This is a genomic window from Rhizobium sp. TRM95796, from assembly GCF_025779995.1.
GTDB lineage: Bacteria > Pseudomonadota > Alphaproteobacteria > Rhizobiales > Rhizobiaceae > Rhizobium_E.
Map to the genome: position 1 here is coordinate 81,645 of NZ_JAOXHE010000002.1, position 13,806 is coordinate 95,450.

The window sequence follows — 13,806 nt, forward strand, 5'->3', positions numbered from 1 at the left end:
TGCAATTCGCTTTGGAAAAGGACCATTATTTCAAGGCGAGGCGCTATGGAAAATGCGCCAGCAGACAACTGTCGGGCGCAAGGCCCGCATCGCATACAGGGGAAAATCATGAACATCGCACGTCGCCTGACCTTGGCCGCGACCGTTTCGGTCATGGCAGCCTTCGCCGGCGCAAGCTTTGCCGCCGACAAGATCGTGATCGGCACGGAGGGCGCTTATCCTCCCTTCAACAATCTCGAGGCCGACGGCACGCTGACCGGTTTCGACATCGATATCGGCAAGGCGCTCTGCGAAGAGCTGAAGGCCGAATGCACCTTCGTGACCAATGACTGGGACGGCATCATCCCGGCTCTGCAGGCCAAGAAGTTCGACGCCATCCTCGCCTCCATGTCGATCACGCCGGAGCGCAAGGAAAAGGTCGACTTCACCGTCAAGTATTACAACACGCCGCCGGCCATCGCCGTGCCGAAGGATTCTCCGATCAAGGAAGCCAGCGAAGCCGGCCTCGACGGCAAGGTGCTCGGCGCGCAGTCTTCGACCACCCATTCCAACTATGCCGAAGCGCATATGAAGAAGTCGGAGCTGAAGCTCTACCCGACCGCGGACGAATATAAGCTCGACCTCGCCAACGGCCGCATCGACGCGGTGATCGACGACGTCGTCGTTCTCTCGGAATGGCTCAAGACCGAAGACGGCGCCTGCTGCAAGATCCTCGGCACGCTGCCGGTCGATCCCGCCATCAACGGCGACGGCGCCGGCATCGCCGTCCGCAAGGGCGACGACGCGTTGCGCGAAAAGCTGAACGGCGCCATCGCCGCCATTCGCGCCAACGGCAAGTACAAGGAAATCAACGCCAAGTACTTCCCCTTCGACGTTTACGGCGAATAATCACGAGCCGTGATCGGAAATGCGGCGGGAGACTTGCTCTCCCGCCTTTTTTGACTGACAAGAAGAGAGAGAAATCCCGCAAAGGGAACAAAGGGGAAAAGAATGCAGGGAGAAGCCGTTTCGACGGCGGAGAGCAGCGCGTCTCTCCTCGCTTCCATCTCGGCCGCTGTCGATGCGCTGTTCAGCGCGCTCTGGGCGCTGCTTCATCCGATTTTGACGACGGTGGACCCGCTCTGCGGACCCGTGGGCGTGTTCAACATCTTCCTGTCGAAGTCGCTGCTCGCTTGCGGCGCGGCGGGATGGGGCGACGAAATCGCCTTCGGTTTCTACGTCACGGCGTCGCTGTCGCTCTGCACGCTGCCCTTCGGCCTGTTGCTCGGCTTCTTCCTGGCGCTGGCCAAACAATCGCAGGAGCCCTATCTGCGCCGCGCCGCCGACATCTACATCACGCTGTTTCGCGGGCTGCCCGAACTCCTGACCCTGTTCATCATCTATTACGGCATGCAGCAGGCGCTGCAATCGGCCCTGGCCGGCATGGGCTATGACGGGCCGGTGGAAATCAACGCCTTCGCAGCCGGCATGATCGCGCTCAGCGTGGTCTTCTCCTCCTATTGCGCCGAAGTGCTGCAATCGGCTTTCAAGGCCATTCCGCGCGGCCAGTATGAAGGCGGATACGCCGTCGGCCTCTCGCGCGGCAAGACCATGCGACTGGTGGTGCTGCCGCAACTGATCCGCATCGCCCTGCCCGGCCTCGGCAATCTCTGGATGACGCTGCTCAAGGACACGGCGCTGGTGTCGATCGTCGGCCTGTCAGACATCATGCGCCAGACGCAGATCGCCGCGCGCGTCAGCAAGCAGGCGTTCTTCTTCTACGGCAACGCCTGCCTGCTCTATCTCGTTCTCGCCATTCTCTCCTCCTTCGTTTTCTCCTGGATCGAACGAAGGGCCAAGCAGGCGGAGGTGCGCGCATGAGCATCGCGCATGATCTGATCCCGCCGCAGCCGGCCCCGCCCGCCCCGCCCCGCGCCTTTACGCTGGAGCGACTGGCCGGCATCGTGTTCATGGGCGTCTGGCTCGCGGCCATCATCGCCGCCGGATTCTCGATGGTGGAGGGCTTCAGCGGCGACAAATTCGCCCGCTACGCGCCCAAACTTCTGTCCGGCCTGGTGATCACGCTCGAACTGGTCGCCGTGTCGATCACGCTCGGCGCGCTGCTGTCGCTGCCGATCGCCTTTGCCCGCATGAGCAGCAACCGGCTGCTGTCGGCGCTGTCCTACGGCTATGTCTATCTGTTTCGCGGCACGCCGCTGATCGCCCAGCTCTTCCTGATCTATTATGGTTTCGGCAGCTTCAAGGGCTTTTGGGAAAGTCTCGGCCTCTGGTGGTTCTTTCGCGAAGCCTATTACTGCGCGATCCTGTCGTTCACGCTCAACACCGCCGCCTATCAGGCGGAAATTCTGCGCGGCGCCATCGAAAGCGTGGCGCGAGGCCAGGTGGAAGCCTGCCACGCCCTCGGCCTCAACCGCTTCCACGCCTATCGCAAGGTGATCCTGCCGCAGGCGATCATCGTGGCGCTCAGGCCTTACGGAAACGAAATCATCCTGATGATCAAGGGCTCGGCGATCGTGTCGATCGTCACCGTGCTCGACGTGATGGGCGAGACGCGGCGCGCCTTCTCCCGCACCTTCGACTACCAGATCTATATCTGGGCGGCCATCGTCTATCTGGTCATCGTGGAGACGCTGCGCAACGTCTGGAACTGGCTGGAAATGCGGTTGACGCGCCATCTGAAACGCTGAAGCGCCTTGGCAGCACTCTTCATGAGATGCTGCCAAGCTGCTGATTTTTCACAGGAATGTCATAAACCACGCGACTTCTTAAGCTTTGGTCAACCATGAGGGCGTTCAATGGAACGGCAAGCTCAGGGAACTCAAACATAAGAGGTTGCCATGCATCACGAACTCGACATGCGGCTCAAAGGCTACGGCCTGACCACAGCCGAAATCATCTATCGCATGCCCGATCATCCCAGCCTGCTGCAGAGTTACGTCTGGCAGCATTACGATCTGGCGCCGGACTTTCCAGAAATGATGAATTTCCTCGCTTTCTGGCGGGCGAAGCTCGACGGAGCGCTGCATTCGGTCCGCTATGTCCACAACCGGCTGATCACGCCGACGGAATGGCGGGCGCTGAAGGGCGAGATGATCCTGCATTGATTTTGCCGGCCATCAGCCGTATGAGCCCTTGAAAACGGGCGAAGGACGGCGAGTGATGGCCAAGAAGAAGAAGATCGACGAACAGGCGCTCGCAGACGCCTATAACCGGGCGCTGTCGCTCGAGAAATCGGGCCAGTTCGCTGAAGCGGCCGAGGCCTATAAGAAGGTCCTGGCGCTAGACCCCGACGATCATGGCGGCGCGGCGGTGCGTCTCGCCTCCATGGGTCTCGGCGACACGCCGCCCAAAGCGCCCGACGCCTATGTCGCCACGCTGTTCGACCAGCATGCGGAAGCCTTTGAAAGCATCCTTGTCGACCAGCTCGAATATTGCGTGCCGATGCTGACGCGCCAGCGCATCCAGGCGCTCGGCCTCGGCCCGTTCAAGAAGATGCTCGATCTCGGCTGCGGCACGGGGCTAACAGGCGGGGCGCTGCGCGACATCGTCGAGGACATCACCGGCCTCGACATTTCCGAGAACATGGTCGAAATCGCCCATGAGAAGGATCTCTACGAGACCCTCTATGTCTCGGAAGCCGCCGATTATCTCGAAGACAACGAGGACGGCCCCTTCGACCTCGTCACCGCGACCGACGTGCTGCCCTATCTCGGTTTTCTCGAAGAACTGTTCTTCGGCGTCGCCGACAATATGACCGCAGGCGGCTACTTCATCTTCTCCTCCGAAACGCTGCCCGAGGACACGCTGCAGGGCCGCGACTTCATGGTCGGCCCCCACCAGCGCTTCGCCCATGCGAGCGCCTATGTCACCCGCGCGCTCGACGGAGCCGGCTTCGACGTGATCGAGATGGTCGACATCACGGTGCGGCTGGAGGACGGCGCGCCGATCGCGGGGCACCTGGTGACGGCGAAAAGGCGGGCAGAATAAACCGAAAGTTTATTAATTTCTATTTTTCACCTTATGCATGTAGATGGTTGGTGGCGTTGTCCGGATCCTATTGCAATCCTCCGTAAAAAACAGGGGAATTGCAATGGGAAACGAACTTACGGGCGGCGTCTTGAGCGCATTCATGACATCGCCGATCGTCACGGCCGCCGCTATCGCGACATTGACGATTTTCTCGCTCCTTTTCGGGCGTTTCGAAATCCGTCTGCGGCGGCTCAGATTGATCCGCGATTACATCAAGACATTCCCGAACACAGCCCACTCGTTTGAAAATGCGGGCATCAATCCATCTTTCGAGTTCGTTCGCAGCAAATATAGCGCCGATATAAACCTGGACCTCAATCGTCGCGACGGCATGACAGAGGTCGACGAACAGATAGCCCAGATCGATGCAACAATCAATGCAACGCGGGCCTTCGGGAATACAGGCGACATCAGATTGCTACTCGGCTCACTCACCTATGCAGTCGTTATTTTTGCCGGATTTCAGTTATTATTCACGAATATACTTTGCAATGCAGGACAAAGCCCGTGCGGAAGCAGCGCATGGCTGAGCGTATTCGTACTTGGAGGCAACGCCGGGACCACAAGTTTCGCCGAAAATCCAGGTCTCCTCTGGTCGGCGCAAAACATCGCCACGATTGCCAGCTTCGCATTCGTCGGAGCCTTTGCCTCATCCATCAGGTATCTCGTGCGGGCGTTGTCCGTTTTCGATTTGCAGGCGTTCACATTCATTCGGCAAGCCGCCGTCACGACGATCACCGTGATGGTGACGATCGCTCTTTATCGTGCGGTCCCGGATCCGATGTCGTTGATCGATTCCATACGCCGCGGCGAGCCGGCCATTCTTCCGGCGATCAATCCCGGAGTGTCCTTCACATGGATGTTGCTCGCGCTCGGATTTGGACTTCTGCCGGAAAGCGCGGCGCATTTTGCATTGCTGCGGATTTCGCCCTGGACAAAATGGCTCAAATCCACAGATGACCGCTTCCTGACGTGGACGCGCATCGTTCCGCTTGATGTGATCGACGGCATCGACTTCTTTACGCGCTTTCGGCTGGAAGAATGCGGCATCAACGAAGTCCAGGCGCTCGCCACGTACAATCCGATCATGCTGCATATCGAAACGCCCTACGGAATTTACCAGGCGATCGACTGGATTGCTCAGGCGCAGCTTTGCTGCGTTGTGGGGCTCGATCGTTTCCTGCTTTTGCGACAGTTCAACATCCGAACGATCTTCGATCTTGAGCGCGCGATCATCCAGGACTCACCGATCAGGCGCGAAGATTCCGCGGTCATCGATAAGTTCGACGCCTTTTACGCGGGGATTCTTTTCGCCCCGAATATGGCGCTGACGGGAATTCAGAAAGAAAGTCATGCCAAGTTCCTCATCACTCAGGACAACGTTACGAAGGAAGTGGACGCGGCCGAGTTCGCCAATTGGGGGCGCAGCATGTTCATCGACCCCAAATCCGCCACTCAGGCGATTGAGCATGTCATGATGTGGATTGGAGACGATCTGCATGTCCGCAGGCTGCGCAGACTTTGGAACGAGATCAGCGTGCGCCTTGGCCCGGATTCTGTTTCGCTGTTCACCAACGAGCGGATCGAATTGCAAAGCAAAGCTTTGCAGGCTGTCCTGGCGTCCAGCAGCAAAGTCCGCTGAAAGGCCTCATATTCGCCGGGCGGCGCCCTTTCCCAACACCTAGCAATCCTCTAAACCTCCCGCAGAACATCTGACATGCGGGAGTTTTTCCATGGCCAAAGTGGCGTTTATCGGGCTCGGGGTAATGGGTTATCCCATGGCCGGCCATCTCAAGGTCAAGGGCGGCCATGAGGTCACCGTCTATAACCGCACCACGGCGAAAGCTGAAAAATGGGCGGCGCAGTTCGGCGGCGCATATGCGCTCACGCCGGCGGAGGCGGCCCGGGACGCCGATTTCGTCTTCACCTGCGTCGGCAATGACGACGACCTGCGATCGGTCACCACAGGCCCCGACGGCTGCCTGTCGTCCATGAAGCCCGGCGCGATCCTCATCGACAACACCACGGCCAGCGCCGAGGTGGCCCGAGAACTCGAGACAGCGGCGGAGGCGCGCGGCGGCTTCTTTATCGACGCGCCCGTTTCGGGGGGCCAGGCCGGCGCCGAAAACGGCGTGCTGACGGTGATGTGCGGCGGCAAGCCCGACATATTCGAGCGCGCCAAGCCCGTCATCGACGCCTATGCGCGCATGGTGGGCCTGATGGGCCCGGCCGGATCAGGGCAACTCGCCAAGATGGTCAACCAGATCTGCATCGCCGGTCTCGTCCAGGGCCTCGCCGAGGGCATCCATTTCGCCAAGAAGGCTGGTCTCGACGTCGAAAACCTGGTGAGCGTGATCTCCAAGGGGGCCGCAGGCTCCTGGCAGATGGAAAACCGCCACAAGACCATGAACGAAGGCAAGTTCGATTTCGGCTTCGCCATCGACTGGATGCGCAAGGATCTCGGCATCTGCCTCACCGAAGCCCGTCGCAACGGGGCGAAATTGCCGGTGACCGCGCTGGTCGACCAGTTCTACGGCGACGTTCAGGCCATGGGCGGCAATCGCTGGGACACGTCGTCGCTGCTCGCCCGCCTGGAGAAATGAGCGGGCTCGCTAAAACATCTGACGCAAACGAGGTCATCGCCACGCTCAGGGCGATGGCCAGCTCGGACAATGTCGCCGGCATGGCCCGGTTCGGCATCGTCACGGAGACGGCGCTCGGCGTCTCCAACACCGATCTCCGGGCGCTTGGCCGCAAGATCGATCGCGACCATGAGCGCGCGCTCGCCCTGTGGGACAGCGGCATTCGCGAAGCCAGGCTGCTCGCCGCTTTTACAGAAGAGCCGCAGCGGATGACGGTCGACCAGGCGCGACGCTGGGCTGCGGATTGCAATTCCTGGGAACTGGTCGACGCCGTCAACGAGCCGATCATGCGCGCCGGCCATGGGCCCGTGCTGATTGCCGAATTCGCCGCAGACGAACGCGAATTCGTCCGTCGTATGGCCTTTTCGATGATCTGCTGGGGCGCGGTGCATCAGAAGACATTGGCGGACGAGGATGTGATCGCCTGGCTCGCCTTCGTCGAGGCCCGATCCCGCGATCCGCGCAATTTCGTGCGCAAGGCGGTCAACTGGGCGCTCCGGCAGATCGGCAAGCGCAACCGCGCCTGTCACGCGGCGGCGCGGACTCTTGCGGAAGAGCTCGCCGAGAGCGCCGACAAGACGGCGCGCTGGATCGGCAAGGATGCGCTCCGCGAGTTGGAAAGCGAGGCGGTCTACAAGCGCCTCGCCAGACGCGACTGACTATTCCTCGTGGTTTTTCGGCTGTTCGAGGATCATGTAGTCGAGCGGCAGTTCGGTGGTGTATTTGATCTGCTCCATCGCAAACGCCGAGGAGACGTCCCGGATTTCGATCTTGGCGATCATGCGCTTGTAGAAGGCGTCATAGGCGGCGATATCCGGCACGACCACGCGCAGCAGGTAATCGACATCGCCGCTCATGCGATAGAACTCGACCACTTCGGGAAATTCGGCGATCACTTCGGAAAAGCGCTTCAGCCATTCGATGGAATGGGAATTGGTGCGGATCGACACGAAGACCGTGACCTTGGTATTCACCCTGATCGGGTCGAGAATCGCCACGCGGCGCTTGATGACGCCATCCTCTTCCATTTTCTGGATGCGACGCCAACAGGGCGTGGTCGACAGGCCGACCTTCTTGGCGAGGTCCGCGACCGCTAGCGTCGAGTCCTCCTGAAGAAGTCTCAAGATTTTTCTATCGAGCCGGTCCATTCACGCCTCCAGGGGAATATTATTTCTCATAATTGCATGTTTCTCCCAAAAAGACAGACGAACAATCAGATAATCCACCGCGAAACAATCGCCCGCAATTCCGGCAGCAGATCCGTCGCGAACCAGGTGTTGCGTTTCAGCCAGCCGGTATTGCGCCAGCTCGGATGCGGCAGCGGCAGGACTGCGCTCTGAAGATGGAGCCTCCAGTCTCGCACGGTCTCGGTCATCGGCGCTTTTCGTCCGAGATGCCAGGCCTGCGCATAGCCGCCGATGGTCAGCACCAGTTCGACCTGCGGCATCAGGCGCAAGGCGCGGGCCCGCCAGGCCGGCGCGCATTCCGGCCGCGGCGGCAGATCCGACCCATGCCGGTCGTAGCCCGGAAAACAAAAGCCCATCGGAAGGATGGCGAACTTGTCGGCATCGTAGAATTGCTCCCGGTCGACGCCGAGCCAGTCCCTGAGGCGATCCCCCGACGCGTCGTCGAACGGCAGGCCGCTTTCATGCACCCGCAATCCCGGCGCCTGGCCGGCGATGAGGATGCGCGCCCTGTCGGAGAGAACCGCGACCGGACGCGGCTCATGCGGCAATCGTTGCTCCGGACCGCCGGCGGGCGCATCGCGGCACAGGCGACAGCCTGCGATTTCCGCAGCGAGCGCATTGATTTCAGGCCTCACGGAATAGCCGCGCAGGCGCGTGCGCCGATCCTTTCGCGCCAGGCGATCAAGCCGCCGCAGTCTTCCGGGCAGGCCAACCGGGCCGCCTTGAGAAAATCGAAGGCGACGAGCAGCGTGATGTCGGCGATGGAGAAATAGTCGTCCACCAGCCAGGACCGTCCGTCGAGATGTCGATCGAGGAAGCGCAAGGCGTCGAGCGCCTTCGGCCGGTTCGCATCCGCCCATTCCTTGACTTGCGGCTGTTCGGCCATCGCCATGCCGGGGTGACCATGGCGGAAGGCGGCGCTGATATGGGAGAACAGGCCGAGCTCCACCCGACGGTTCCACATCTCGACCAGCGCCTTCTCCCGCGTGTCGCGGCCGAACAGCGCCGGCTCGGGATGCAGGTCTTCGACATAGCGGCAGATGGCCACCGATTCCGCGATATGGGTTCCATCGTCGAGCTCCAGCACCGGAACGCGATGCAGCGGATTGATGCGGGCAAATTCGGGTTGTTTATGCGCCCCGGATTTGAGATCGACCTGAACACGCTCGATGAGGACGCCCTTCTCGGCGAGAAAACAGTGCACCCGGCGCGGATTGGGCGCCCAATCTGAATCATAGAGTCTCATTCGCCTGACCTGTCATGCCTGTGAGTCCGACGCAGCATAATGGCGCGTCCTTCGGATGTCTAAGGAAGGTCGAAAAAGCGTGCGAGGAAGGAGCCGCCATGCTCCTGCTCATCGGCCATGGCGTGACGATGTCCCTTTCGCCAATCGGACGGACGCTCGAACTCGCCCGCCCACACGCCCCGGCGCGCCTGCTGAGCCTCGCCCTCCTCCGCGCGGTAACCGCCGAACGCCAGCGCCATGCCCGATCGCACCATCGCGGCGTTGACATCCTCGCGTCCCGCCACACACTCCACCAGCAGGCGACGATACTTGTCTTCCCGTCCGCCGGAACAGACGACGCCGTCGGCGGTCATCAGGCTTTCGAGCGCGTCGCGCGCCTCGACGCCGCAGGGCCATGCCGCTCCCGCGCGCAGACAGGTCTGGGAGAGCTCCGGCGCATCGATGGATCGAAGCCGGAGCTTGCGGCCGCCGAGCTCGAGGCTGTCGCCATCGACGACCCTGAAAGCGCCGCCCAGCCGCTCGGTCTCGCCCTGCCGCAGTTTGAGCGCGATCAGGCCCATGAGGCTCAAGAAGCAGAGCGTGAGCAACAAGTCCCTGGCCAATCTCATCGTGTCGTCCCGTGATCCGTTTGAGAGGGCTATAGACGGCAATGTCGGCATGGCAAACGAATGCTTAGCGAGGCAGCATCTTTTTAACGAATAAGAGATAATCTCGCCCCTTAATTTGGGTGCGCCAGTTCGGGTCATGAGTCAGAAAGCCAGTTTGTCTCCAGACAAGATCATCGTGGATCGATCCCGCGTGTCCCGGAACAGGGATGTCGCCCGGGCGGTGAAAAACACGCGTGAACGGCTGCAGATCACCTCCGGCGCCGCCACGTCCTTCGACAAGGAACTGCTCGCTCTCCACCTCTCCTCGATACAATACAGCGCTGCGGCCCTGCCATTGTTCGTGATCGTCATCAGCCTGTTCGCCAATTCGGTGTTCACCGGCGTCAATCTGTTCGGCTGGATGCTGGCGAGCCTCGCGGCCCATGCTCTGCAGATCGCCATTTCGGTGCGCGCCCAGCGCAGCGAGATCACCTACGAGAATGTCCAGCGCTGGCGTCGCATCTTGATGTTTTCGCAGATCCCGGTCGGCTTGTGCTGGACCTGGTTTGCGCTGATCGGCTGCGACGCCTGCGGCGGCGACACCTATTTCTACTTCAAGAGCGCCGTTCTGGTGCTGGCTTTGTCGGCGACGTCGATGGCGCAGTCCATGCTGCGCGGCGCGGCGCTCGCCACATTCGCCCCGGTCGTGGTCGCCCTCGCCTATTCGGCCTTCGTCACGCGCGCGCCGACCGATCTCGCCTTGACGGCGGTGTTCACCGCGTCGCTCATCCTGTTCGTCTTCATCACCAGCCGGCTCTACAGCTCGAATATCCGCGTCATGTCGTTCCAGTCGGAAAAAGACGACCTGATCGCCGAACTCGAAGTGGCGAAATCGATGTCGGACGAAGCCCGGCGCCGCGCCGAGGAAGCCAATCTGGCAAAGTCGCGCTTCCTGGCGTCGATGTCGCACGAGTTGCGCACGCCGCTCAACGCCATTCTCGGCTTTTCCGAAGTGATGGCGACGGAGGTTCTCGGCCCGCTCAACAACCCGACTTACAAGGAATATGTCACCGACATCCACACGTCGGGCCAACATCTGCTCAATCTGATCAACGAGATCCTCGATCTCTCGCGCATCGAGGCGGGCCGCTACCAGCTCAACGAAGAGGCCGTGCAGCTGGTGGACATCACCGAGGACTGCATCGGCATGGTGCAGCTTCGGGCAAAGTCGAAGTCGATCCGGATCGTCGAACAATATGAACCGGGAATGCCGTCGATCTGGGCCGACGAGAAAGCGGTGCGCCAGATCGTGCTCAACATTCTTTCGAACGCGGTGAAGTTCACCCCGCAGGGCGGCGAGATCACCGTCAAGGCGGGCTGGACCGCCTCGGGGGGACAATATGTGTCCATCAAGGACAATGGGCCGGGCATCGCGGAGGAAGAAATCCCGGTGGTGCTCTCTGCCTTCGGCCAGGGCTCCATCGCCATCAAGAGCGCCGAACAGGGCACCGGCCTGGGCCTGCCCATCGTCCAGGCGCTGCTGCACAAGCATGACGGCCAGTTCTATCTTAAATCGAAGCTGCGCGAAGGCACCGAATGCATCGCCATCCTGCCCGCAAAGCGCGTGCTGCAGACCGTGCCGGCCGTGGAGGAAACCTCAGCCATCGATCGGAAGAAGAAAAGCTTCGCCTGATCCCGCAGTCGGCCGGTCAGAGCAAGACGACCCAAGCCATGTAGAGCCCCACCGACACCAGCATGCAGAAAACCGCGAAAGAGCCGAGATCCTTGGCGTGCTTGCCGGTCTTCGACACTTCCGGCGACACCCGGTCGACCAGTTCCTCGACGGCGGTGTTGAGCGCCTCGAAGCCGAACAGGATCATGAAGAGAATGACGAGGATGAGATATTCCGCCAGCGTCGCGCCGACGACGGCGAACAGGATCAACGCGACGAGAAACATGATGATCTCATGCCGGAAGGCGGATTCGCCCAGAGCGCGCCGAAAGCCGGCCAGCGAATAGCTGGCGGCGGCGAACAGATGCGCCAGGCCCGTCTTCTTCTCTTCCGGCTCTCGCATCCGCATTTCTCCCGTTTCTATCGTCGCAATCGCGCCAGACTGATCCCATCAGCCGAGGAATCACAGAATCCCTCAGCAGATCTTTAGCAAACCGATCCTGTCGCGAGGCATGCGGCGGGTCAGCCCTTGTTGGAAACGCCCGCGCTGTCGAACGTCGCCATGCCGGCATGGCAGGCGGCGGCGGCCTTGACGATGCCGGCGGCGAGCGCCGCGCCCGAGCCCTCGCCCAGCCGCATGCCAAGCGCCAAGAGCGGCGTCTTGCCGAGCTTGTCGATCGCCTTCATATGCGCGGGTTCGGCGGAGACATGGCCGATCAGGCAGTGATCGAGCGCGGAAGGATTGGCGGCCTTGAGTATGGCGGCGGCGGCGGTGACGACGTAACCATCGAGCAGCACCGGGATGCGCTCCATGCGGGCGGCGAGGATGGCCCCGGCGATGGCGGCGATTTCGCGTCCGCCGAGACGACGGAGGATTTCGAGCGGATCGGAGAGATGATCCTTGTGCAGCGCCACGGCCTTGTCGACGGCGGCGATCTTGCGCTTCAGCACTTCGCCTTCGGAGCCGGTGCCCGGGCCGACCCAATCCTCGGCTGTCCCGCCATAGAGCGCGAGATTGATCGCGGCGGCGATGGTGGTGTTGCCGATGCCCATTTCGCCCAGGCAGAGAAGATCCGTGCCGCCGGCGATGGCCTCCATGCCGAAGGCCATGGTGGCGGCGCAATCGCGCTCGGAGAGCGCCGCTTCCTCGGTGATGTCGGCGGTCGGGTAGTCGAGGGCGAGATCGAAGACCTTGAGACCGAGATCATAGGTCGCGCAGATCTGGTTGATCGCCGCGCCGCCATTGGAGAAGTTCGCCACCATCTGTTTGGTGACTTCGGGCGGATAGGGCGTGATCTTCTGCTTGGTGACGCCGTGATTGCCGGCGAAGATGGCCACGAGCGGACGGTTGACGGCAGGCTTGCGACCGGTCCAGGCGGCGAGCCAGAAGGCGATTTCCTCCATGCGGCCGAGCGATCCCGCCGGTTTGGTCAACTGGCTGTCGCGATCGCGCGCCGATGCGAGCGCCAAACTGTCGGGACCGGGCAAGTTTGCGATCAGATTGCGAAAATCGTCGAATGGCAGGCCGCTCACGCTCATGACCCAGGTCTCCTGTTTTTTCTTTTCCGGCGAGGCACGCGTCCCTATTATCCGCAGTCTCCGCAGGCGGCAACCTTCATCACGCCGCCGCCGGTCGCAAAGGAATGAACTTGATGACGCATGCAAATCTGGTCGTGGACACCGCCCGCGCAACAGGCTTCTTGAGCCGGCTTCCCGTGCCCGACCACTTTTTCGAAGGCCATGACGGATCGCTGACGAAGGCGTCGCGCGCCTTTCCCCTGGCCGGCGTGGTCGTGACGGCGCCGGCCGGCCTGGCGCTGGCGCTGACGCTCGGCTTGGGTCTCGAGCCGCTGGTCGCCGCCATGCTCGCCTATGCGGTGGTGGCCATGACCACCGGCGCGCTGCATGAGGATGGCTTGAGCGACGCCGCCGACGGGCTGGGCGCGACGCGCGACCGCGAGCGGGCGCTGACCATCATGCGCGACAGCCGGATCGGCTCCTTCGGCGCGGCGGCGCTGATTCTCTCCTATGGACTGAGAGCGAGCGCGCTCGCAGCCATCGCCGCCGTCATCGGACCGCTCGGCGCCCTATCCATTTTCCTGGCGGTCGCCGCGCTCAGCCGCGCCGCCATGGTCTGGCATTGGCGCGTGCTGCCGCCGGCTCGGACGGATGGACTGGCGGTGGCGATGGGAGGGCCCGACGGAGCGAGCGCGTTGTTCTCAACCGTCTCGGCGGCCGCAATCGCCGTCGTGCTGATCGGCGTCGCCGCCGGGCCGCTGCACGCGCTGGGCGCGATCGCGGCGGCGGCGGCGGTTACAGCCGGGTTCAGCCGCTATGTCCGCAAGCGCCTCGGCGGCCAGACCGGCGACACGATCGGCGCCACACAGCAAGTGTCGGAGATCGCCGCGCTGCTTGCCCTTGCGCTCCTGACCTGACAAACCCC

16 protein-coding genes are annotated in these 13,806 nt (G+C 62.0%); 10 read left to right on the forward strand and 6 right to left on the reverse strand.

Going from position 1 to position 13,806, the window contains the following annotated elements; genetic code table 11:
• The first annotated feature begins 108 nt into the window (after positions 1–108).
• The 8 genes from OCK01_RS06440 (at position 109) to OCK01_RS06475 (ending at position 7,330) form a co-directional block, all read left to right on the forward strand.
• A complete protein-coding gene (locus OCK01_RS06440) occupies positions 109–888 on the forward strand; it encodes an ABC transporter substrate-binding protein (RefSeq protein WP_263823408.1) in 780 nt (259 codons plus the stop codon).
• A gap of 102 nt (positions 889–990) precedes the next feature.
• A complete protein-coding gene (locus tag OCK01_RS06445; protein ID WP_263823409.1) occupies positions 991–1,860 on the forward strand; it encodes an ABC transporter permease in 870 nt (289 codons plus the stop codon).
• Positions 1,857–2,687, forward strand: a complete 831-nt coding sequence (locus OCK01_RS06450; protein WP_182826522.1) for an ABC transporter permease — start codon at positions 1,857–1,859, stop codon at positions 2,685–2,687. Before OCK01_RS06445 ends, OCK01_RS06450 begins: the two co-directional genes overlap by 4 nt.
• 150 nt (positions 2,688–2,837) lie before the next feature.
• Positions 2,838–3,104 carry an usg protein gene (locus OCK01_RS06455; RefSeq protein ID WP_263823410.1) on the forward strand — a complete coding sequence of 89 codons (267 nt, stop codon included), beginning with the start codon at positions 2,838–2,840 and terminating at the stop codon, positions 3,102–3,104.
• Between the two features lie 55 nt (positions 3,105–3,159).
• Positions 3,160–3,987 (forward strand): methyltransferase domain-containing protein, encoded by an 828-nt coding sequence (locus tag OCK01_RS06460; protein ID WP_263823411.1) that lies wholly within the window; start codon positions 3,160–3,162, stop codon positions 3,985–3,987.
• 103 nt (positions 3,988–4,090) lie between these two features.
• Positions 4,091–5,671 carry a hypothetical protein gene (locus OCK01_RS06465; protein ID WP_263823412.1) on the forward strand — a complete coding sequence of 527 codons (1,581 nt, stop codon included), beginning with the start codon at positions 4,091–4,093 and terminating at the stop codon, positions 5,669–5,671.
• A 91-nt stretch (positions 5,672–5,762) separates the two neighbouring features.
• Complete coding sequence (locus OCK01_RS06470; protein ID WP_263823413.1) at positions 5,763–6,632, forward strand: NAD(P)-dependent oxidoreductase; 870 nt, start codon at positions 5,763–5,765, stop codon at positions 6,630–6,632.
• Complete coding sequence (locus OCK01_RS06475; protein ID WP_263823414.1) at positions 6,629–7,330, forward strand: DNA alkylation repair protein; 702 nt, start codon at positions 6,629–6,631, stop codon at positions 7,328–7,330. Before OCK01_RS06470 ends, OCK01_RS06475 begins: the two co-directional genes overlap by 4 nt.
• Here the strand turns inward: OCK01_RS06475 and OCK01_RS06480 are convergent, their stop codons facing one another.
• The 4 genes from OCK01_RS06480 to OCK01_RS06495 form a co-directional block, all read right to left on the reverse strand.
• Positions 7,331–7,819, reverse strand: a complete 489-nt coding sequence (locus OCK01_RS06480) for an Lrp/AsnC family transcriptional regulator (RefSeq protein WP_182826527.1) — start codon at positions 7,817–7,819, stop codon at positions 7,331–7,333. It abuts the gene before it with no gap.
• A 65-nt stretch (positions 7,820–7,884) separates the two neighbouring features.
• Positions 7,885–8,493, reverse strand: coding sequence for a uracil-DNA glycosylase family protein (locus tag OCK01_RS06485; protein ID WP_263823415.1), 609 nt, complete (start codon positions 8,491–8,493; stop codon positions 7,885–7,887).
• On the reverse strand, positions 8,490–9,104 hold the full coding sequence (locus OCK01_RS06490) for a glutathione S-transferase family protein (protein ID WP_263823416.1): 615 nt from the start codon (positions 9,102–9,104) through the stop codon (positions 8,490–8,492). Before OCK01_RS06490 ends, OCK01_RS06485 begins: the two co-directional genes overlap by 4 nt.
• 59 nt (positions 9,105–9,163) lie before the next feature.
• Positions 9,164–9,712, reverse strand: coding sequence for a thermonuclease family protein (locus OCK01_RS06495; RefSeq protein WP_263823417.1), 549 nt, complete (start codon positions 9,710–9,712; stop codon positions 9,164–9,166).
• A 136-nt stretch (positions 9,713–9,848) separates the two neighbouring features.
• Here OCK01_RS06495 and OCK01_RS06500 point away from each other — a divergent pair, with 136 nt between their 5' ends.
• Positions 9,849–11,384 carry a sensor histidine kinase gene (locus tag OCK01_RS06500; RefSeq protein ID WP_263823418.1) on the forward strand — a complete coding sequence of 512 codons (1,536 nt, stop codon included), beginning with the start codon at positions 9,849–9,851 and terminating at the stop codon, positions 11,382–11,384.
• Between the two features lie 16 nt (positions 11,385–11,400).
• Here the strand turns inward: OCK01_RS06500 and OCK01_RS06505 are convergent, their stop codons facing one another.
• Both OCK01_RS06505 and cobT read right to left on the reverse strand, forming a co-directional pair.
• Positions 11,401–11,766 carry a diacylglycerol kinase gene (locus OCK01_RS06505; protein ID WP_263823419.1) on the reverse strand — a complete coding sequence of 122 codons (366 nt, stop codon included), beginning with the start codon at positions 11,764–11,766 and terminating at the stop codon, positions 11,401–11,403.
• A 119-nt stretch (positions 11,767–11,885) separates the two neighbouring features.
• Positions 11,886–12,902 carry a nicotinate-nucleotide--dimethylbenzimidazole phosphoribosyltransferase gene (cobT, locus tag OCK01_RS06510; protein WP_263823420.1) on the reverse strand — a complete coding sequence of 339 codons (1,017 nt, stop codon included), beginning with the start codon at positions 12,900–12,902 and terminating at the stop codon, positions 11,886–11,888.
• Between the two features lie 113 nt (positions 12,903–13,015).
• Between cobT and OCK01_RS06515 the strand changes: the two genes are divergently transcribed.
• Positions 13,016–13,798 (forward strand): adenosylcobinamide-GDP ribazoletransferase, encoded by a 783-nt coding sequence (locus tag OCK01_RS06515; RefSeq protein WP_263823421.1) that lies wholly within the window; start codon positions 13,016–13,018, stop codon positions 13,796–13,798.
• Positions 13,799–13,806: the final 8 nt, after the last annotated feature.

Bases quoted from the DNA above. Each gene is read 5' to 3' on its own strand.
- OCK01_RS06440 (WP_263823408.1), top strand. From the start codon at position 109: ATGAACATCGCACGTCGCCTGACCTTGGCCGCGACCGTTTCGGTCATG.
- OCK01_RS06445 (WP_263823409.1), top strand. From the start codon at position 991: ATGCAGGGAGAAGCCGTTTCGACGGCGGAGAGCAGCGCGTCTCTCCTC.
- OCK01_RS06450 (WP_182826522.1), top strand. From the start codon at position 1,857: ATGAGCATCGCGCATGATCTGATCCCGCCGCAGCCGGCCCCGCCCGCC.
- OCK01_RS06455 (WP_263823410.1), top strand. From the start codon at position 2,838: ATGCATCACGAACTCGACATGCGGCTCAAAGGCTACGGCCTGACCACA.
- OCK01_RS06460 (WP_263823411.1), top strand. From the start codon at position 3,160: ATGGCCAAGAAGAAGAAGATCGACGAACAGGCGCTCGCAGACGCCTAT.
- OCK01_RS06465 (WP_263823412.1), top strand. From the start codon at position 4,091: ATGGGAAACGAACTTACGGGCGGCGTCTTGAGCGCATTCATGACATCG.
- OCK01_RS06470 (WP_263823413.1), top strand. From the start codon at position 5,763: ATGGCCAAAGTGGCGTTTATCGGGCTCGGGGTAATGGGTTATCCCATG.
- OCK01_RS06475 (WP_263823414.1), top strand. From the start codon at position 6,629: ATGAGCGGGCTCGCTAAAACATCTGACGCAAACGAGGTCATCGCCACG.
- OCK01_RS06480 (WP_182826527.1), bottom strand. From the start codon at position 7,819: ATGGACCGGCTCGATAGAAAAATCTTGAGACTTCTTCAGGAGGACTCG.
- OCK01_RS06490 (WP_263823416.1), bottom strand. From the start codon at position 9,104: ATGAGACTCTATGATTCAGATTGGGCGCCCAATCCGCGCCGGGTGCAC.
- OCK01_RS06495 (WP_263823417.1), bottom strand. From the start codon at position 9,712: ATGAGATTGGCCAGGGACTTGTTGCTCACGCTCTGCTTCTTGAGCCTC.
- OCK01_RS06500 (WP_263823418.1), top strand. From the start codon at position 9,849: ATGAGTCAGAAAGCCAGTTTGTCTCCAGACAAGATCATCGTGGATCGA.
- OCK01_RS06505 (WP_263823419.1), bottom strand. From the start codon at position 11,766: ATGCGAGAGCCGGAAGAGAAGAAGACGGGCCTGGCGCATCTGTTCGCC.
- cobT (WP_263823420.1), bottom strand. From the start codon at position 12,902: ATGAGCGTGAGCGGCCTGCCATTCGACGATTTTCGCAATCTGATCGCA.
- OCK01_RS06515 (WP_263823421.1), top strand. From the start codon at position 13,016: ATGACGCATGCAAATCTGGTCGTGGACACCGCCCGCGCAACAGGCTTC.